Raw genomic sequence first — 18,414 nt, 5'->3', positions numbered from 1 at the left:
GGTATTACCATGGACGATCTTCGGATAAAATGGAAATGCTTTGCTCGATCATCCGCTGATGTCCGCTTGGAGAATATTCAATCCACGGGTCAGATGATATGGGAAACACGCGTTTATTGCTGACGGCTCTAAGGTTCTGCCATATCCCGGTCTGCTGAATCCGCTGAAAATAACGAAGCGTTTCCGGTTCTTTACAAGTGAAAAGCATGATGCAGTCAGCCTGGCAATCCGCCAGCATGTCCAAGGAAATCTTTTCGTCAGGAGCAAAAGATTCCGGTTTTGCGGAGGCAAAGCCTAAATCACCGAAGAAGACATCCTCAATACTGTTGTTATGGGCGATGTACATATTTTCTTTATATACACGGACAAATAAGAACCGCTGATGCCGCACGTGTTTAAGAGCATCTTTCGCTGAATGGGCGAGACTTTGATAAGCTTTAAGCCAGTGCCGCGCTTCCTGCTCTTCATTCAAATATGCGGCGGTGCGAAGAAACTGGTCTCTCCAATTCTCTTGAGCCGGAAGGTAAAAAACGTCAGTGATGTCATTCAGGCGCTGTTTTTCTTCTTCACTGACAGAATCAAGACTGAAAATGATGTCCGGGGCAGCTTGGGAAAGCGTGTGCAGGTTCTCTTCCCAATTTGCATTATAGCGGTAAGCACTCAGGTGAACCGGAATATCGGAAGAGAATTGTTTGTAATAATAGGCCGTCCATTTCGGGTGCAGCGCCGCAGCATAAGGCACGTGATGCAGAGGAATCAGATGCCCCATCGTTTCTTTTCCGTACGCGGCCATTTTTGTGCGCCTTTTTTTCATATAGCTTGTAGGTGAGCTGCCGGTATGTTTTTTAAAGATGCGGCTGAAATAAAATTCGTCTTGGTAGCCGATTTGATGAGCGATTTCCCGCAGTTTGCAGTTTGCCTTGGCCATCAGTTTTTTCGCATTGGTTATGCGGATGTCTGTGATATATTCAGTTACGCTCTGTCCGTATAGTTTTTTAAAGGTTTCACTGTAATGCTTGGGACTGATTCCCGCCATATGAGCGAGCTGGGTGAGCGTGATTTTTGTGTCGGACTGAGCATGTATGAATTGTTTTGTCTGTTCGATCGCCGCTTTCGTATTATTTTGATGGCATACTTTTGCGGCATATAGGTCGTACATCAGCTGCTGAAAGTCGGCTGTATATTTCATTTTCTGCAATGCATCCGCCGATCGCACGTTTTCAGAAAGTGACTGAAGCCGGCTTGTCAAATGATCAACCGTTTGTAAATTCATTTGCTGAAGTCCGTGGAAGATGTCTTCCCCGTTATCCGGAAGCATCGCTTCATCATCTGATGAATAGGAGAAAACACGGAGTCTGACGATATACAAATGGATGCCGCCTGACGGTATAGGGGCAATATTGAATGTCTCATCACAAGGACAGATGTAGAGCGTTTCCTTCTGCAGCGGAAAGCTGTCTGTTCCGATATCAATTTGTCCCTCGCCTTTCACATGAAAGATCAATACGGGGGAATCAGTGAGCTGATGCTCTGACAGAAGGTCGGCTGTTTTTTTTACGGAGATGATATCAATGGGCTGAAAGAATAATGTGTTTTTCATGAGAAACCACCTTTTAGGAAACATTCATTTAAATGATAACTGTTATCATTTAAATTGTACCAAATAAATGAATGTTTTCCTATAAAAAGCGGAAATGTGAAATGCGTCAAAATGTTACACGTGTAACACGAATGTTGTCAGTATATGAGGTATTGTTTTCTTATAGTTTTGAATTGGTCCAGCCGGCGTTGATATGTGCTGGTGATGTCTTCAATGGAAGCGCCTTTTTCTATTTTTTTGCGTACCCAGCCGTTACCGATCAGCTTGTCAAAAGAGCCTGTCGGCAAGAATGAAAAGTCATTCGGATATAAGTCATGCATGGTTTTCAGAATGGAAAGCCCTGTTTTTGCCGCTTCAAATGTATTTCTGTTTGTTACGTAGACTTGTACGCCGTGGCACAGTTTGCCCTGGTGCTTGGAGAAGCTGGGGATAAATGATGCGGCTCTGAAGGTGACGCCCGGAAGCTTGAGACTGTTCAGGCGTTCTTCGAGCTCGGTGTTTTTCATATAAGGCGCGCCGATCAGTTCAAACGGCTTTGTCGTGCCCCTTCCTTCGGATACGTTTGTGCCTTCGATTAGTCCTGTCGCCGAATATGCGAATATGCTGTCCGGGGTCGGGATATTAGGCGAAGGGAGGACGAACGGCAGACCGGTATCTTCAATCGTCATCGTCCGCTTCCAGCGCTTCATTTTTACGACGGTTAGGTCGGCGCCAATATGAAACTCTTTATTGAATAAAAGAGCAAGCTCACCGATCGTCATGCCGTGCTTCAGCGGGATCGGATACAGTCCGACAAATGAAGCGTAATCCGGTTCAAGAACCGGGCCGTCCGGATTTCGTCCGCCTTGCGGATTCGGCCGGTCCAATACATAAAAAGGAATGCCTTTTTCTTTGGCCGCTTCCATGGCATAGGCCATTGTATAAATGTAGGTGTAGTATCGCGTTCCGACATCCTGAATATCGAAAATCAGCACATCTGTATCTTTCAGCATGTCAGGCGTCGGTTTCCTCGTTTCCCCGTACAGGCTGTAGACGGGAAGCCCTGTTTTTTCGTCTATATACGATGTGACTTTGTCTCCGGCCTGAGCATCGCCGCGGACACCGTGCTCCGGTCCGAATAATGCCGTCAAGTGGATGTCTGGTGCCTCATACAGCACGTCAACGCTGCTTTTCAATGAATTGTTCACACCGGTCGGGTTGGTGATCAGCCCGACCCTTTTTCCCTTCAGTTCCTGTTTATAATCTTTCAGCAGGCGGTCGATGCCTGTTTGGATGCTTGGTTTCTTGGCGGTATGAAGGTTTCTGTCAGAAGCCGCCGAGACTGCCGTCATAGCACTGATGACGACTAATCCGGCAAGAAGCGCAGCCGTTTGTGTTTTCATGATCAGTCCTCCTGTTTAAAGCGGTTTTCCGGTCTTCAGATTGATACCGAAACCATAAGGATACAGTGTCGTTCCCGGATGCGTGACGGAAGGAATGTCAGCGGGCAGCCTGCCTTGCGGTGTTGTCTGTCCGAATATCGCTTCAACGCCTGCCGGAATGTTTGGCTGGAGAAATTGTCCGTCTGTATATCCTTTAAAGCCGTAGACTGCGATAAGGGCTTCAGCTTCTTCAAAGTTCGCGGCGTCATATGGATTACGCAGGCTCATCAGCACAAAGGGTTTTTGGTTCGATTGTGCGGCTTTCATGACTGCCCGCGGAAATGCAGTCGTCCACTTGCCGGGATCTGTGACGGAATCGTCAATCACGCCGTCGTTTACGACAGGATCATTTTTCACAACATATGAGCCTGTAATCACATAATCAGCGTCAGTTATCTGCTTTTTGTGTTCATCATGAAATGTGCGCTCGGCGAAGTTCATTTTACTGATGGTTACCGGCCGGATTTTTTTCTTCTTGATGAGCTGCCGAATGGTTTGTTCCATTGACGCTGTTTGATCTTCATATGGAGCGGCAATGAGAACGCGGCTGTTCTTTTTCGGTTTGAATGGGAGCGTGCGGTTTTTGTTTTGTAAGACGGTGACGGACCTTTCCGCGATTTGTTTTTCAGCTTTCAGGTGATTTTTGCTGCCGACGGTTTTCTTTGCTTTTGCAATCTTCTTTTTCAGATTTGTCTCTTTCGGTGCGGGATATATCCCTCGTTTTATTTTCAGGGAAATGATGCGTTCCGCCGATTTGTTAATTTGCTGCAGCGGAATATCCCCTTTTTGTACCGCCTTTTTTAATGCGGAATGAACCCGGGCAAAGCGGTTTTCTGTTTGCAGCGATGTCACTTGGGCCGGCATCAGGGCAATATCGACTCCTGCTTTTACGGCCATGACGACCGCCTCTTCCTGGCCGAAATGATCGGCAATGGCTTTCATATTTAATGCATCCGTGACGATGACGCCGTTAAAGCCCATTTCCTCACGGAGAAGATGAGTCATCACTTTTTTCGAGAGCGTGGCGGGTACGAGGATGTCTGAACCGTCCAGCTTGCTTTTATAGGTTGTATCGTCAAACGCGGGAAATTGCACATGGGCTGTCATGATCATATCAGCTCCGGCCTGAATGGCCTTCCGGAACGGATAAAGTTCAATCTGACGCAGCCTTTCTTGATTGTGGGTGACAAGCGGAAGGCCGTAGTGGCTGTCGACATCCGTGTCGCCGTGTCCCGGGAAATGTTTGACGGCGGCAGCGACATCCTGCTTTTGCTGAGCCTTCATTGAGGCAAGACCGAGTGAAGCTGTCAGATCTCGGTCTGAACTGAAGGACCTGACGCCGATGACAGGATTTCCGGGATTATTATTGATATCGAGAACGGGAGCGAAGTTCGTATTAATGCCCAGTGCTTTCAGTTCTTTCCCGATAATGGCGCCGGTCTGGGACGCGTAGGCTGTTTTTCTAGCGGCTCCGAGCGCCATATTGCCTGGGAAATGAGTGCCCTCACCAAGTCTAGTTACGATGCCGCCCTCCTGATCAATGCTTAATAATAGCGGAATGTCAGGGCTCGCCTTTTGAAAGGCATCTGTCAGGCGTACCGTTTGTTCAGTGTTTTTTACATTTTCTGAAAATAAAATAACGCCGCCGAACCGGTACTTTTGAATAAGCCCTGCGACTTCTTTATTCATTTGGGTAAGAGCCTCAGGTGATGACTGCCCCTTTTTTTGCCAATTGCGAAAATCAGGCATGAGCATCTGCCCTAATTTTTCATCTAATGTCATACGGGATACCGCTTGTTCCGCCTGTGACGGAATGTCCGGTTTTGTCGATACATGATGCGTGCCGAAAACAATGAACAACAGTAATACAGCTGAGATAACAAGTTTCATGATGGTGCCCTCCTGCCGTCATAGTTTGGACAAAAGACATGGGTTGTCATTCAATGGCTTCATAAATCGTTTTTATGATGCTGCCGTAGCTTCCGGTCGGAAAAAGATCCCCTTCAAAAACATTCGGGTTTTCACCGGGACTGACGACGGGGGAATGCTTTTTATTGGTCAAAAGTGCGATCCCCAGCTTATAAGCGGGATCAATAATCGTGACGGTGCCGGTCCATCCCGTATGGCCATATGCCTGCCTGCTTGCATAAGGGCCGAACATCCACTCCATATCCGGGCTGCCGTTTTTCCGCCAGCCGAGAGCGAAAGTCGGATCAGAGGATGCCGCCGTGGTGAACAAATCGGCCGTTCTTTTATTGAAGAGAGAAACGTGTTTATAACTGCCTCCGTTCAGCATGACTTGAAGAAGGACGGCCATGTCATCAGCTCTGGAAAACAGCCCGGCGTGACCGGACACCCCTCCCATTGAGTAAAATGCTTTTTCATCGTGAACTTCCCCCTGCAGCGTATACGTCCTGATGTGAGGGAAACGGATGACTCCGTCACGTGTGTTGCCTAAACGTTCAGTAGCTGCGAATGATTTTTCTTTAAAGCCTTTTTGCAGCGGATTGAACAGTGTGTGCGTCAGTTTCAGCGGTTTGTACAGTTCTTGTTCCGCATAGGCATCAAGGGTTTTTCCGGTTATGTTTTCAATGATGCAGCCGAGAAGCATGTAACCGATATCGCTGTATACGTGTTTTGTTCCAGGTTTGTATGCAAGCGGGATTTGAGTGAGAAAACGGATCGTTTTATCCCGTTCTTGTGAATACAAAGGGCCTGCGGTGTCCGGCTGATAGAAATAAAAGCTTGCCGGCAGACCGGATTGATGCTGGAGCACATCGATGACGCGAATGCGGTCTTTTTCTTGAATCGGATCGCTTTTTCTGTCTTTGAAATCAGGAAGGTAAGCCGAGACTTTTTGATACACATCAAGCTTTCCCTGGCTGACGAGTCGCTGTAATGCAAAATTCGCCGCGTACATTTTTGTATTGGAAGCTAGATCAAACATGGTTGATGTTTTCATTTTTTTCGGACGCGATAAAAGGACGTTCCCGTCATATTTTTTGCTGTAGCCGTATGCTTTCTTTTTGATCACCCGTCCGTCCTTTACGACGACGAGGACGGCTCCGGGGAATCCTGCTGCGATGTCTTTTTCAATCATTTGATCAACCTTTCTAAGCTTTGCTGCGTCGTATAATTTGGATTGGGCTTCGGCTTTGTGCTGCGGCAGAAAAGAGAGGCTGATGACCATTGTGAGTATGGCGGCTGTCAGTGTTTTCATATTCTGATCCCTCCCGGTTTATTCAAATTCAGCAGCCATGTCATCCTTAAATCCGAACGCATAAGTGAAGACAAAGCCCGCCGCGTAAGAGATGAAGAGACCGATGATATACAAAACGATTTGAGCCGGCTGTACGAGAAACGAGAGCGGAAGGCCGGAGACACCGATTGAAAAAGTAGCCACCTGAAAATGGGCTTGAAAGGCGCCGCCGATTCCCGCCCCTAAACACGCCGTCAAAAACGGCCGGCCGAGCGGGAGCGTGACGCCGAAGATGAGCGGCTCTCCGATTCCGAGCAGACCGGATGGAAGTCCGCCGCCGATCGCTCTTTTCAATGAGGCTTTTTTTGTTTTCATAAAGATGGCGAAGGCCGCCCCTACTTGACCCGCGCCTCCCATCGCGAGAATCGGAAGAAGCGGGTCATCTCCGATTGATCGGATTAATTCCAAATGTACGGGAGTCAAGCCCTGATGCAGGCCGGTGACGACAAGCGGCAGGAAGGCGGCTCCCAGTACAAACCCTGAGAGCACTCCCCCGACATTCAGCAGCGACAATAAACCTGATGTAATGAGATCAGAAATAAAACCGCCTGCAGGGATAAAAACGACATATGTCACCAGCCCGGTGATAAGTAAAGACAATGTAGGCGTGACGATAATGTCGATGGATTGATGGACGTACTTTCTGATAAACCGTTCGGTATAAGCGATAAAAACCGCAGCGAAAAGAACGCCGATTAATCCTCCCCTGCCAGGGAGCAGATTCTCTCCGAACAAACTGATATTGGCGATCTCAGGGTTAAGGATCAATATGCCCGCAAGGCCGCCCATCGCGGGTGTCCCGCCGAATTCCTTCGCCGCATTGATGCCGACAAGGACGCCGAGGTAAGCGAATAAGCCTGAACCGATAACCGTTAAAATAAGTGCGATTTGGGATTCTTTCGGGAGCCAGCCGGCCTGAATGACGGCTTTCGTAATACCGGTGATTAAACCTGATGCAATGAGTGCGGGAATAAGGGGAATGAAGATGCTTGATATTTTTCTCAGAAACAGTCTGATGGGTGTGGTGTTTTTTCTGTTGAGATCGGCTTTTTTCCGTGAGGCGGCTTCTTTTAAATCAATGTTTTTTCCGGATGACATAAGTTTTGCGAAAGCGTCGGCGACATGATTGACGACACCCGTGCCGAGAATGATCTGCAGTGTTTCGGCTTCGACGACGCCTATTACCCCGTCAAGCCGTTTCAGCGCTTCAATATCCGTTTTGTCCCGATCTAAAGGTGTAATCCTCAGGCGTGTCATACAGTGGGTAAAGCCTGAAATATTCGATGAACCGCCGCAATTGTCCAGGATGTCTTTGGCCAGTGACTGATAAAATGCCTCTTTGCTCATGGAGATCCTCCTTTTTCCGTGCGATTTTTCCCGGGGAGCTGTGCCTGAAACGCGTCCTAAAAGCGCCTGCGCCGATCATGAAAACGGCGCGGGCTCATAAAAGCACATTATTTTTCACCAAAGAACGATCAGCGTTCTTTTTCTTTTGAAACGTGCTGTTCAATGGCTTTGTCAATGAAGCCGTCTGCTTCTTTGAGCAGTGCCTTCGCGTGTGTTTCGTCTGAATTCGTCTTCAGCATGACGATTGCCGTTTTGACATGGCTGCCTGCGGCCTCAAGCGTTTCTTTTGCCTTGTCGTACGGAACGCCCGTGATGCTTTGGATAATGCCGATTGCGCGTTCTTTCAATTTTTCGTTGCTGACATGAACGTCCACCATTAAATTTTCGTACACTTTGCCGCTTTTGATCATCAAGGCCGTGGAAATCATGTTCAGAATCATTTTATGTGCCGTCGCCGCTTTCATTCGTGTTGACCCTGTAATCACTTCGGGGCCGACGACGACTTCAATGCTGTGATCGGCATAAGTGCTGATCAATGAGTGTTTATTGCATGTGAGCGCGACGGTTTTGGCGCCGATTGTTTTTGCGTATTTCAGCGCACCGGCCGCATACGGCGTGCGCCCGCTTGCCGCGATGGCGATCACGGTGTCTTCTGCGGTAAGCCCGATCGTTTTGAGATCGAGAGCGCCGGTTTCCTCGCTGTCTTCTATACCTTCAGCCGCTTGCAAAAAGGCGTCTGCTCCTCCGGCCATCAGACCGATGACGGTGTCGGGACTTACGCTGTATGTAGGCGGGCATTCAACCGCATCCAGTACACCGAGTCTGCCGCTTGTGCCCGCTCCCGCATAAATCAGCCTGCCGTTTCGCCGTAATGATTGATGGGCGAATTGAACGGCAATCTGAATATCGGGCAGCACCTGCTGAACGGCTTCAGCCACTTTGAAATCCTCTTCGTTAATGATGCGGAGAATTTCCATCGTGTCTGCTTGATGGATTGAAGCGGTCTGCGGATTTCTGGTTTCTGTGGTCAATCTGTGAATGTTAAGCCGGTCTGTCATGATTGTACCCTCCCAAGTCGTTAATACTTGAAGTATATGGGCTTCTGAATAGATGTTTCAAGAAAAATCGGCAGGGATGAGATGAATAATCAAGCGCTTTCACAAAAAATGATGCAGAATGTGCTGTTCACCGATCGGGCCGATCCTGCGACGACCTTTATCAATAAAACCGGAAGACCGGTACAGGTTCTTTGCACGATGATTGCGATGGTTTACAGCAAGCACGATTTCATCACACCAAGGAAAGTAATTTGCGACAAAAGCGGGGAGCTGCAGCATCGCTTGTTTGGCATAACCTTTTCCCTGATGCGGCGCATGTAAGGACAGCGCACTCAGCAAAATGGCAGACACATTGTTCGAATACGGGGCAATGGTTTCTTTTGAGGTATGTAAAATAAAGAAACCGACGGGGCGGTCTTCTTTTAAAATGACTGTCGGGTAGCGATCCCGGATGACAAGAGCCTGCGGCAGTACATCTATCGGCAGAGCTGTGAACTTTTTATCTTCTTCACTCAGCACAAACCCGTTCAGCCCGTCTGCATGCTCCGGTTTATAAAAGGACAGGGCTACATCCATGATATCTACTCTCCTTTTTTATAATTGATCCAATTCATCTTCTGATAGAACACGGCAGCCTGCCCGTTTTAAAAGAGCGGAAGTGATGCCGTCTCCGATTATTTTTTTCCCCGAAAAAGTGCCGTCATAGATGAAGCTGCTGCCGCAGGACGGGCTGTTTTCTTTAAGGATGACCGTGGCGGCGCCTATTTCTTTTGCGTATGCTAATGTTTTTTCCGCGCCGTCCATATATAAAGCCGTAACGTCTTCGCCTGATGCCGTTACGATTCTTGCCGTTCCGTTCAGCACGTCTTCGCCCGTGCCGCCGATGATTTCCGCCGGTTCGCGGGGAGTGGTGAAGCCGCCCAAAAGTTCGGGGCAGACCATAACAGCTTTCTTTTCTTCTACGAGTCTGCGGATTTTTTCCGAAGCGGCGTGAGAGCCGTTATACCTGCATTCGATACCGCCGAGACAAGAGCTGACTAAGATCATCTGTGTCCATTCCCTTCAATATTTTGATACTTTCATCATAAATGAAATAAGAGAGGAGGGATGAGTTTTTCAGTTAAAAAACGGGTAAAAAAGTTTGAAAATAAAAAAAATAATTTTCCTCTTTACAAATGGGGTACAACCTGTATATAATAACTTTTGTCAGCTCGACGCGGACACAACGGCCCGTTGGTCAAGCGGTTAAGACACCGCCCTTTCACGGCGGTAACACGGGTTCGAATCCCGTACGGGTCATATGGAGGATTAGCTCAGCTGGGAGAGCATCTGCCTTACAAGCAGAGGGTCGGCGGTTCGAGCCCGTCATCCTCCACCATATTTGCCGGCCTAGCTCAATTGGTAGAGCAACTGACTTGTAATCAGTAGGTTGGGGGTTCAAGTCCTCTGGCCGGCACTGTTTTTCAAAAAAATACGGAGGGGTAGCGAAGTGGCTAAACGCGGCGGACTGTAAATCCGCTCCCTCAGGGTTCGGCAGTTCGAATCTGCCCCCCTCCACCATTTTTGGGCTATAGCCAAGCGGTAAGGCAACGGACTTTGACTCCGTCATGCGTTGGTTCGAATCCAGCTAGCCCAGTCTCAGACACCTTTTGCATAAAGGTGTCTTTTTTTTATCAGCATTTTGTTTCGATTTCTGATTGTTCATCAGATATACTATTTTTAAGCTGCTGTTAAGGCAGTATATTCTGTATTTTCCATCTACACCCTGCCTGAAATTTGGTAAAATAAATGTAATAAAAAAAATGAAACCTTTTAAAACAATCAACGTATAGATACAGACCGGTGAAGGGCAGAGGTAAGATAAAACATGGAAAACCTGATTAAAAAAAGAATCAAGCAAGTCAAAAAAGGCGATCAAAATGCGTTTGCAGAAATCGTTGACCTTTATAAAGATAAGATTTACCAGCTTTGCTACCGCATGCTCGGCAATGTTCACGAAGCGGAAGATATTGCGCAGGAAGCTTTTATCAGAGCGTATGTCAATATCGACAGTTTCGATATCAACAGAAAGTTTTCGACGTGGCTTTACAGAATTGCGACCAACCTGACCATTGACCGCATCCGCAAGAAAAAGCCTGATTACTATCTGGACGCAGAAGTAGCGGGAGCAGAAGGGCTGACGATGTATTCGCAGATCGCCGCGGACGGGGTTCTCCCTGAAGACGCCGTATTGTCATTGGAGCTGTCGGACACAATTCAGAAAAAGATTTTAAAGCTGCCTGACAAGTACAGAACGGTTATTGTATTAAAGTATATTGACGAACTCTCTTTAATTGAAATCGGGGAGATTCTGAATATCCCTGTCGGCACCGTCAAGACAAGGATACACAGAGGCAGAGAGGCTCTTAGAAAACAATTAAGGGATCTTTAAGTGGGGTGATGAAATGAGCTGTCCTGAACAGATTGTGCAGCTTATGCATAAGCATCTTGATGGAGATATCCTTCCTGAAGATGAAAACGTATTAAAACAACATTTGCAGTCATGCGGGAATTGCAAACGGCATTTTCATGAAATGGAGAAATCCGTAGCACTCGTCCGAAGCACATCGCATGTCACGGCCCCTGCTGATTTTACTGCCAAAGTTATGGCGAATCTTCCAAAAGAGAAAAAACGCGCTTCTGTAAAACGATGGATCAAAACTCATCCGATGATTGCAGCCGCAGCAGTTTTTGTGATTTTAATGGGCGGCGGTTTTTTCAACAGCTGGCATAATGACCACAATTTCAGTGTGTCCAAACAGCCGAACCTTGTCGTGCAGAATCACACGGTCACCGTCCCTGAAGGCGAGACCGTAAAGGGCGATGTCACAGTAAAAAACGGCAAGCTGTTCATTGAAGGAAAAGTCGACGGCAATGTGACCGTCGTCAACGGAGAAAAATACATGGCCTCAGCCGGACAAGTCACCGGGCAGATTGAAGAGATTAACCAATTGTTTGACTGGGTCTGGTACGAACTGAAATCGGCGGGCCAGGGCGTCGTGAGCGCTTTGGACCCGAGTGAAGATGAGTAAAGCGTATAATCGCTTTACTCTTTTTTTGTGCATCGCCGCTCTGGCTCATTTCACTTGAGAAATCAAAATGTGGTATAATGAGCACGCTATATGATGTACATATTGCTCATGCAGCACAATTCATAACAGAAAAACGAAATGACTGAATTCTTGGAGGACGAGGAAATGGCTTTTGAGGACATCCCATTTTTGCAATACCTCGGCAATGCCGTTGATATTCTCCTTGTTTGGTATGTGATATATAAATTAATCATGGTCATACGCGGGACGAAGGCGGTTCAGCTTTTAAAAGGAATCGTCGTCATCGTATTGGTCCGGATGGCCAGTTCATATTTGGGACTCAGCACGCTTCAGTGGCTGATGGACCAAGCGATAACATGGGGATTTTTAGCGATCATCATTATATTCCAGCCTGAGCTGAGACGGGCGCTTGAACAGCTCGGACGGGGCCGGTTCTTTTCCAGGAGCGGAACCCCCGTGGAGGAAGCGCAGCATAAGACAATTGAAGCGATTACAAAATCGATCAGCTACATGGCGAAACGCCGCATCGGCGCACTCATCGCGATTGAGCGCGATACGGGAATGGGCGATTATATTGAGACGGGCATCCCGCTTAATGCACAGGTCAGCTCGGAGCTTTTGATTAATATCTTCATCCCGAATACACCGCTGCATGATGGAGCGGTCATTATGAAAAATAACGAGATTGCGGCGGCTGCCTGTTATCTGCCGCTTTCTGAAAGCCCGTTTATTTCAAAGGAGCTGGGGACGCGTCACAGAGCGGCTGTCGGCATCAGTGAAGTGACGGACAGCTTAACCATTATTGTATCTGAAGAGACGGGCGCCATCAGTGTGGCCAAAAACGGAGACCTTCACAGAGAATTGACGGAAGAAGCACTGAAAGAAATGCTTGAAGCCGAGTTTAAGAAAAACGCCAGAGATACTTCTTCTAACCGCTGGTACTGGAGGGGCAAGAAAAATGGATAAATTCTTAAACAACCGCTGGGCTGTAAAGATCATTGCACTGCTCTTTGCGCTGCTGCTTTACGTTGCGGTTAACAACAACCAGGCGCCGACTCCGAAAAAGCCGGGGGAATCCTTTTTTCCGACATCAACGACTGACGAGGCTACGCTTACTGATATTCCTGTAAAAGCATACTATGATGAAGCGAACTATGTCGTCACCGGCGTGCCCCAGACCGTAAATGTCACGATTAAAGGCTCGACAAGCGCGGTGAAAAAGGCGAGACAGACGAAGAATTTTGAGATATACGCCGATATGAATAAGCTGAAGACCGGGACTCATAAGGTCGAATTGAAGGCGAAAAACGTATCGGACGGACTGACGATCTCCATTAACCCGTCAGTCACGACGGTTACGATTCAGGAAAAAACGGCTGAGAGTTTTCCCGTGGAAGTTGAATACTACAATAAAAGCAAAATGAAAAAGGGATACACCCCTCAGCAGCCGATTATCAGCCCGAAAAACGTGCAGATTACAGGTTCGAAAAATGTGATTGATAACATTTCACTTGTCAAAGCATCCGTGAACCTTGAAAATGCAAATGAGACCATTGAAAAGGAAGTGAAGGTGACCGTCTATGACAAAGACGGCAACGCACTTCCTGTTGATGTTGAACCGTCAGTCATTAAAGTGACGGTTCCCGTAGCCAGTCCGAGCAAAAAGCTTCCTTTCAAAATCGAAAGGAAGGGAAGTCTTCCGGACGGGGTGAGCGTTGCGAGCATTGACTCGAATCCGAGTGAGGTGACGGTTTACGGCCCGCAGGATGTGCTGGATTCACTTGAATTTATTGACGGCGTATCTCTTGATTTAGGCAAAATTGATAAAGATACCGATATCAATGCCGATATCCCGCTTCCTAAGGGTGTCACTAAGGTATCACCGGAAAAAATTACGCTTCATGTTAAAGTGGACAGTGAAGACAAAAAGGATTTTGACAATGTCGGAATCAAGACGGTCGGACTGGGAGGCTCACAGCAGATTGAGTTTCTCGATCCTGAATCGCAGGCGATAAATATTACGGCCAAAGGCTCCCCCGCCAACATTAAGGCGCTGAAAAAGTCGGACATTGAACTGTATGCCAATGTCTCGGACTTGGATGACGGAGAGCACTCTGTAAAGCTAGAAGTAAACGGCCCGCAAAACGTCACATGGTCCCTGTCAAAAGACACGGTTAAGATCAAGCTGACTTCTAAGAAAAACTCAAGTTCAAATAAAAATAACGGCGGTTCCGCTGATTCCGGCAATAAGAACGGCACAAGCGGAGACGCAGACAAAGACAAGAACAAGAACCGGGAAGACGACACTGACAGCGATCAGAATAAAAGTCAAAACCAGTATCAAAATCAAGACCAGGATGAAGACGGATCAAGCGCTGATTCTTCTTCAACAGAATGAAAAAGGAGCGATACAAAATGGGCAAGTATTTTGGAACAGATGGTGTAAGAGGTGTTGCCAACAGCGAGCTTACGCCAGAGCTGGCCTTTAAAGTTGGGCGTTTTGGCGGTTATGTCCTGACCAAAGATAAGCAGCGCCCGAAAGTGCTGATCGGCCGCGATACACGTATCTCCGGACATATGCTGGAGGGAGCCCTTGTCGCCGGACTTTTATCGATCGGAGCTGAAGTGATGCGCCTCGGCGTTATTTCTACGCCGGGGGTATCCTATTTAACGAAAGCCATGGATGCTGAGGCGGGCGTCATGATCTCCGCTTCTCACAACCCCGTACAGGATAACGGAATTAAATTTTTCGGAGGGGACGGCTTTAAGCTTTCTGATGAGCAGGAGGCCGAGATTGAACGTCTTATGGATGAACCGGAAGATAAGCTGCCGAGACCGACAGGCGCGGACCTCGGGCTTGTGAACGATTATTTTGAAGGCGTTCAAAAGTATCTGCAATTTTTAAAGCAGACGGCGGACGAAGATTTCACAGGCATTCATGTAGCGCTTGACTGCGCCCATGGTGCGACATCATCCATTGCGACGCACCTTTTTGCCGATCTCGATGCTGACGTGTCTACAATGGGGACGTCTCCGAACGGATTAAACATTAATGATGGCGTCGGGTCTACACACCCGGAAGCGCTGAGTGCTTTCGTCAAAGAAAAAAACGCCGATATCGGCCTTGCGTTTGACGGAGACGGCGACCGCCTCATTGCTGTTGATGAAAAAGGAAACATCGTCGACGGTGATCAGATTATGTACATATGCGCGAAGTATTTGAAATCAGAGGGCCGTCTGAAGGATGATACCGTCGTATCGACTGTGATGAGCAACCTCGGTTTCTACAAAGCGCTTGAAAAAGAAGAAATCAAAAGCGTTCAAACGGCAGTCGGCGACCGCTATGTCGTAGAAGCGATGAAAAAAGACGGCTATAATGTCGGCGGCGAGCAGTCAGGGCACCTTATTTTCCTTGATTACAACACTACCGGCGACGGTCTTTTGTCCGCGATCATGCTTGTGAATACGCTGAAGGCGTCCGGCAAAACCCTTTCAGAACTTGCGGATGAAATGAAAAAATTCCCGCAGCTCTTAGTGAACGTGAAAGTGACGGATAAATATAAGGTAGAAGAAAACGCTAAGGTGAAGGCCGTTATTTCTGAAGTGGAAAAAGAAATGAACGGAGACGGCCGGATTTTAGTGCGCCCGTCAGGCACCGAACCGCTCGTCCGAGTGATGGCCGAAGCGAGAACAAAAGAGCTTTGTGACGAATATGTCACAAAAATCGTGGATGTCGTGCGGACAGAAATGGGAGCGGAGTAGCGAAGTTTATAAGCAGAGAGCGAACAAGACAAGTGCGATCAGCATAATATGATAGTAAACATGATGCCGGGGCGGCAAAAAATAATTGACCGTCCTTGGCACATGCTGTAAAATCAAGCTTGTTCAGCCTTTGTTTTTCACTTGCAGGAAAGGCGGGATTGTTTGCATCTTTTATAATTACAGCGCCCGAACTAAGCGCCCGAAAAACGGCTTAGTTGACGAGGATGGAGGTTATCGAATTTTCGGCGGATGCCTCCCGGCTGATTCATTTAGATCACAGCCGTAAGGATTTCTTCAAACCGGAGGGGCGACTCTCCGAACAAAGAGAAATCACATGATCTTCCAAAAAAACATGTGGGAGGGGACGATTGAAAGTCCCCTTGTAATTTGACTTTCTTCGTCTCCTTTTGCACCTTTAGGAGGAAGAAAATATGTGTGGAATTGTAGGTTACATCGGTCAGCTTGATGCGAAAGAGATTTTGTTAAAAGGATTAGAGAAGCTTGAGTACCGCGGTTATGACTCTGCCGGTATCGCTGTGGCGAATGAGCAGGGCGTGCATGTGTACAAAGAAAAAGGCCGCATCGCCGACCTTCGTGAAGTGGTGGATCACACGGTTGAATCTCAAGCGGGAATCGGCCATACACGCTGGGCGACTCACGGCGAACCAAGCTTCCTGAACGCTCACCCGCATCAAAGCGCACTCGGCCGCTTTACACTTGTTCACAACGGTGTGATCGAGAACTATGTTCAGCTGAAGCGCGAATATCTTGAAAACGTTGAACTGAAAAGCGACACGGACACTGAAGTAGTCGTTCAAATGATCGAGCAATTTGTGGCGGGAGGACTTAGCACAGAAGAAGCGTTCCGCAAAACACTGACTCTGTTAAAAGGCTCTTACGCAATTGCATTATTTGACGGTGAAAACACAGACACCATTTACGTTGCAAAAAACAAAAGCCCTCTGTTAATCGGCCTTGGAGATACGTTTAACGTCGTGGCATCTGACGCGATGGCTATGCTTCAAGTAACGAATGAATACGTTGAGCTTTTGGACAAAGAAATGGTGATCGTGACAAAAGACGAAGCCGTGATTAAAAACCTTGACGGTGAAGTCATGACACGTGCGTCTTATATCGCTGAGCTTGACGCCAGTGATATCGAAAAAGGCACATACCCTCACTACATGTTAAAAGAAACGGATGAGCAGCCGCTTGTTATGCGCAAAATCATCCAAACGTATCAAGACGAAAATGGCAGACTGGCCGTGGCCGGCGATGTCGCTGACGCCGTGGCGGAAGCGGACCGTATTTATATCGTGGCTTGCGGAACGAGCTACCATGCCGGTCTTGTCGGGAAACAATATATTGAAATGTGGGCAAACGTCCCGGTTGAAGTGCATGTAGCGAGTGAATTCTCCTACAACATGCCGCTTCTGTCTAAGAAGCCGCTCTTTATCTTCCTTTCTCAAAGCGGAGAAACAGCGGACAGCCGCGCCGTGCTTGTTCAAGTCAAAGCGCTGGGTCACAAAGCGCTGACGATCACAAACGTTCCGGGATCAACGCTTTCCCGTGAAGCGGATTACACATTGCTTCTGCACGCAGGCCCTGAGATCGCGGTTGCATCAACAAAAGCGTATACGGCTCAGATTGCCGTGCTTGCGATCCTTGCGTCCGTTGCAGCAGAACGCAACGGCGTTGATATCGGTTTTGATTTAGTCAAAGAATTAGGTATTGCGGCAAACGCCATGGAAGCCCTCTGCGACCAGAAGGACGAAATGGAAATGATCGCGCGTGAGTACCTGACTGTTTCAAGAAATGCTTTCTTCATCGGCCGCGGCCTTGACTACTTCGTATGTGTCGAAGGCGCCCTGAAGCTGAAAGAGATTTCTTACATCCAGGCGGAAGGCTTCGCCGGCGGCGAGCTGAAGCACGGAACAATCGCTCTTATTGAAGAAGGAACACCGGTCTTTGCGCTGGCGACACAAGAACACGTCAACCTGAGCATCCGCGGAAACGTGAAGGAAGTCGCAGCCCGCGGCGCCAACACTTGCATCATCTCGCTGAAAGGCTTAGAAGACGCAGACGACAGATTCATCCTGCCGGAAGTCAACCCTGCGCTTGCTCCGCTGGTATCTGTTGTGCCATTGCAGCTGATCGCTTACTACGCGGCACTGCACCGCGGCTGTGACGTTGATAAACCGCGCAACCTTGCGAAGAGTGTGACTGTGGAGTAGGGATAAATAATTCATGGTAAACAGCTTTAGCGGATAATATAGCTGTTTAAATATTTGAATGATTTACATCCGTTCGCTTATAATTAGAATAAGCGAACGGATGTTTTTGTTTAGGAGAATATCAACGGGGATTGAATATAACAATCATGCCAATAGTTACATATTATAGATGTGAGTCCTATATATAGGCCTATTCAAATTTTTAGTGCTAATAAGCTTGCGCTAATAAAAGGAGCTATAACTGTAGGTTTAACCCTATAAGCACATCTTAATCTAAGTACAGTACTTTTAGAGTGGGAAGTCTCTACTTTGCTTACTTTTATAGTATAAGCTTTCCCTTCACTATTAAAAATGCTAATGATTTGGAGATGAATTATAAGGTAACAGTAGCTTGCTTATAAGAATGGTTTTGTTCATATAAATAGGCGACAATTGTGTAATGTTGAAAAAACTAGTAATGATTTCTGTTTCAAGATTTGGAGATTTAAAGAACCCTGACCTTTGGGGAATAGTCACAGTACTGGACAATCCTATTTGGGCCAATAAGGAAAGAAAATATGAAAAATTGCTGAAAGAATGGTCAGTGCCTTGAATTTAACTGAAAAAGTAGATTCATATCAATCGTATTAATTTGAAAGAAC

The 18,414-nt window shown here is 47.4% G+C and carries 15 protein-coding genes and 5 tRNA genes; 12 read left to right on the top strand and 8 right to left on the bottom strand.

All coding sequences use genetic code 11. The features are described 5' to 3' along the window. Positions 1-4: 4 nt before the first annotated feature. From btr to AC3WTF_RS12000, 8 genes are all read right to left on the bottom strand, one after another. A complete protein-coding gene (gene btr, locus AC3WTF_RS12035) occupies positions 5-1,600 on the bottom strand; it encodes a bacillibactin transport transcriptional regulator Btr (RefSeq protein WP_020955235.1) in 1,596 nt (531 codons plus the stop codon). Between the two features lie 137 nt (positions 1,601-1,737). Next, entirely contained in the window at positions 1,738-2,982 is a 1,245-nt protein-coding gene (locus tag AC3WTF_RS12030) for an exo-beta-N-acetylmuramidase NamZ family protein (protein ID WP_053104622.1), read from the bottom strand. Between the two features lie 15 nt (positions 2,983-2,997). Next, on the bottom strand, positions 2,998-4,911 hold the full coding sequence (locus AC3WTF_RS12025; protein ID WP_042634752.1) for a glycoside hydrolase family 3 protein: 1,914 nt from the start codon (positions 4,909-4,911) through the stop codon (positions 2,998-3,000). 46 nt (positions 4,912-4,957) lie between these two features. After that, on the bottom strand, positions 4,958-6,241 hold the full coding sequence (gene pbp4b / locus AC3WTF_RS12020) for a penicillin binding protein PBP4B (RefSeq protein ID WP_042634753.1): 1,284 nt from the start codon (positions 6,239-6,241) through the stop codon (positions 4,958-4,960). A gap of 18 nt (positions 6,242-6,259) precedes the next feature. Beyond that, on the bottom strand, positions 6,260-7,627 hold the full coding sequence (locus tag AC3WTF_RS12015) for a PTS transporter subunit EIIC (protein ID WP_032870181.1): 1,368 nt from the start codon (positions 7,625-7,627) through the stop codon (positions 6,260-6,262). Between the two features lie 128 nt (positions 7,628-7,755). Continuing rightward, a complete protein-coding gene (gene murQ, locus AC3WTF_RS12010; protein ID WP_136803756.1) occupies positions 7,756-8,685 on the bottom strand; it encodes an N-acetylmuramic acid 6-phosphate etherase in 930 nt (309 codons plus the stop codon). A gap of 99 nt (positions 8,686-8,784) precedes the next feature. Next, the gene (locus AC3WTF_RS12005) at positions 8,785-9,261 is read right to left on the bottom strand and encodes a GNAT family N-acetyltransferase (RefSeq protein ID WP_007408015.1); all 477 of its coding nucleotides are present in this window, start codon (positions 9,259-9,261) and stop codon (positions 8,785-8,787) included. An 18-nt stretch (positions 9,262-9,279) separates the two neighbouring features. Further along, positions 9,280-9,732, bottom strand: coding sequence for a 2-thiouracil desulfurase family protein (locus AC3WTF_RS12000; RefSeq protein ID WP_007408014.1), 453 nt, complete (start codon positions 9,730-9,732; stop codon positions 9,280-9,282). Positions 9,733-9,912: 180 nt separating this feature from the next. Between AC3WTF_RS12000 and AC3WTF_RS11995 the strand changes: the two genes are divergently transcribed. The 12 genes from AC3WTF_RS11995 to AC3WTF_RS11940 all read left to right on the top strand — a co-directional run bounded on the left by AC3WTF_RS11995 (position 9,913) and on the right by AC3WTF_RS11940 (position 18,365). After that, positions 9,913-9,984: transfer RNA gene (locus AC3WTF_RS11995), tRNA-Glu, on the top strand. Between the two features lie 3 nt (positions 9,985-9,987). Further along, a tRNA-Val gene (locus AC3WTF_RS11990) sits at positions 9,988-10,063 on the top strand. 5 nt (positions 10,064-10,068) lie between these two features. Further along, positions 10,069-10,141, top strand: a tRNA-Thr gene (locus AC3WTF_RS11985). 19 nt (positions 10,142-10,160) lie between these two features. After that, positions 10,161-10,245: transfer RNA gene (locus AC3WTF_RS11980), tRNA-Tyr, on the top strand. Between the two features lie 4 nt (positions 10,246-10,249). After that, positions 10,250-10,321, top strand: a tRNA-Gln gene (locus tag AC3WTF_RS11975). Between the two features lie 231 nt (positions 10,322-10,552). After that, on the top strand, positions 10,553-11,116 hold the full coding sequence (sigW, locus tag AC3WTF_RS11970; RefSeq protein WP_003156766.1) for an RNA polymerase sigma factor SigW: 564 nt from the start codon (positions 10,553-10,555) through the stop codon (positions 11,114-11,116). 13 nt (positions 11,117-11,129) lie between these two features. Then, the gene (gene rsiW / locus AC3WTF_RS11965) at positions 11,130-11,756 is read left to right on the top strand and encodes an anti-sigma-W factor RsiW (RefSeq protein ID WP_011996220.1); all 627 of its coding nucleotides are present in this window, start codon (positions 11,130-11,132) and stop codon (positions 11,754-11,756) included. A 165-nt stretch (positions 11,757-11,921) separates the two neighbouring features. After that, positions 11,922-12,743, top strand: coding sequence for a diadenylate cyclase CdaA (gene cdaA, locus AC3WTF_RS11960; RefSeq protein ID WP_003156763.1), 822 nt, complete (start codon positions 11,922-11,924; stop codon positions 12,741-12,743). Continuing rightward, complete coding sequence (gene cdaR, locus AC3WTF_RS11955; RefSeq protein WP_492314264.1) at positions 12,736-14,175, top strand: CdaA regulatory protein CdaR; 1,440 nt, start codon at positions 12,736-12,738, stop codon at positions 14,173-14,175. Before cdaA ends, cdaR begins: the two co-directional genes overlap by 8 nt. 17 nt (positions 14,176-14,192) lie before the next feature. Next, positions 14,193-15,539 (top strand): phosphoglucosamine mutase, encoded by a 1,347-nt coding sequence (gene glmM, locus AC3WTF_RS11950; RefSeq protein WP_007408011.1) that lies wholly within the window; start codon positions 14,193-14,195, stop codon positions 15,537-15,539. A gap of 431 nt (positions 15,540-15,970) precedes the next feature. Further along, positions 15,971-17,773: a glutamine--fructose-6-phosphate transaminase (isomerizing) gene (gene glmS, locus AC3WTF_RS11945; RefSeq protein ID WP_003156758.1), complete on the top strand. Its 1,803-nt coding sequence runs from the start codon at positions 15,971-15,973 to the stop codon at positions 17,771-17,773. 439 nt (positions 17,774-18,212) lie between these two features. Further along, complete coding sequence (locus tag AC3WTF_RS11940) at positions 18,213-18,365, top strand: hypothetical protein (RefSeq protein ID WP_164969224.1); 153 nt, start codon at positions 18,213-18,215, stop codon at positions 18,363-18,365. Positions 18,366-18,414 lie beyond the last annotated feature (49 nt).

This window comes from Bacillus sp. EB106-06-01-XG163, from assembly GCF_058791615.1.
Note: the sequence above shows the minus strand (reverse complement) of the source record. Positions and strands in the feature narration are given on the sequence as shown.

Excerpts from the sequence above, each read along its gene's own strand:
- murQ (WP_136803756.1), bottom strand. The coding sequence starts at position 8,685 with ATGACAGACCGGCTTAACATTCACAGATTGACCACAGAAACCAGAAAT.
- AC3WTF_RS12005 (WP_007408015.1), bottom strand. The coding sequence starts at position 9,261 with ATGGATGTAGCCCTGTCCTTTTATAAACCGGAGCATGCAGACGGGCTG.
- AC3WTF_RS12000 (WP_007408014.1), bottom strand. The coding sequence starts at position 9,732 with ATGATCTTAGTCAGCTCTTGTCTCGGCGGTATCGAATGCAGGTATAAC.
- pbp4b (WP_042634753.1), bottom strand. The coding sequence starts at position 6,241 with ATGAAAACACTGACAGCCGCCATACTCACAATGGTCATCAGCCTCTCT.
- AC3WTF_RS12015 (WP_032870181.1), bottom strand. The coding sequence starts at position 7,627 with ATGAGCAAAGAGGCATTTTATCAGTCACTGGCCAAAGACATCCTGGAC.
- glmS (WP_003156758.1), top strand. The coding sequence starts at position 15,971 with ATGTGTGGAATTGTAGGTTACATCGGTCAGCTTGATGCGAAAGAGATT.
- rsiW (WP_011996220.1), top strand. The coding sequence starts at position 11,130 with ATGAGCTGTCCTGAACAGATTGTGCAGCTTATGCATAAGCATCTTGAT.
- cdaA (WP_003156763.1), top strand. The coding sequence starts at position 11,922 with ATGGCTTTTGAGGACATCCCATTTTTGCAATACCTCGGCAATGCCGTT.
- AC3WTF_RS11940 (WP_164969224.1), top strand. The coding sequence starts at position 18,213 with ATGTTGAAAAAACTAGTAATGATTTCTGTTTCAAGATTTGGAGATTTA.
- AC3WTF_RS12030 (WP_053104622.1), bottom strand. The coding sequence starts at position 2,982 with ATGAAAACACAAACGGCTGCGCTTCTTGCCGGATTAGTCGTCATCAGT.
- sigW (WP_003156766.1), top strand. The coding sequence starts at position 10,553 with ATGGAAAACCTGATTAAAAAAAGAATCAAGCAAGTCAAAAAAGGCGAT.
- cdaR (WP_492314264.1), top strand. The coding sequence starts at position 12,736 with ATGGATAAATTCTTAAACAACCGCTGGGCTGTAAAGATCATTGCACTG.
- glmM (WP_007408011.1), top strand. The coding sequence starts at position 14,193 with ATGGGCAAGTATTTTGGAACAGATGGTGTAAGAGGTGTTGCCAACAGC.
- btr (WP_020955235.1), bottom strand. The coding sequence starts at position 1,600 with ATGAAAAACACATTATTCTTTCAGCCCATTGATATCATCTCCGTAAAA.
- AC3WTF_RS12025 (WP_042634752.1), bottom strand. The coding sequence starts at position 4,911 with ATGAAACTTGTTATCTCAGCTGTATTACTGTTGTTCATTGTTTTCGGC.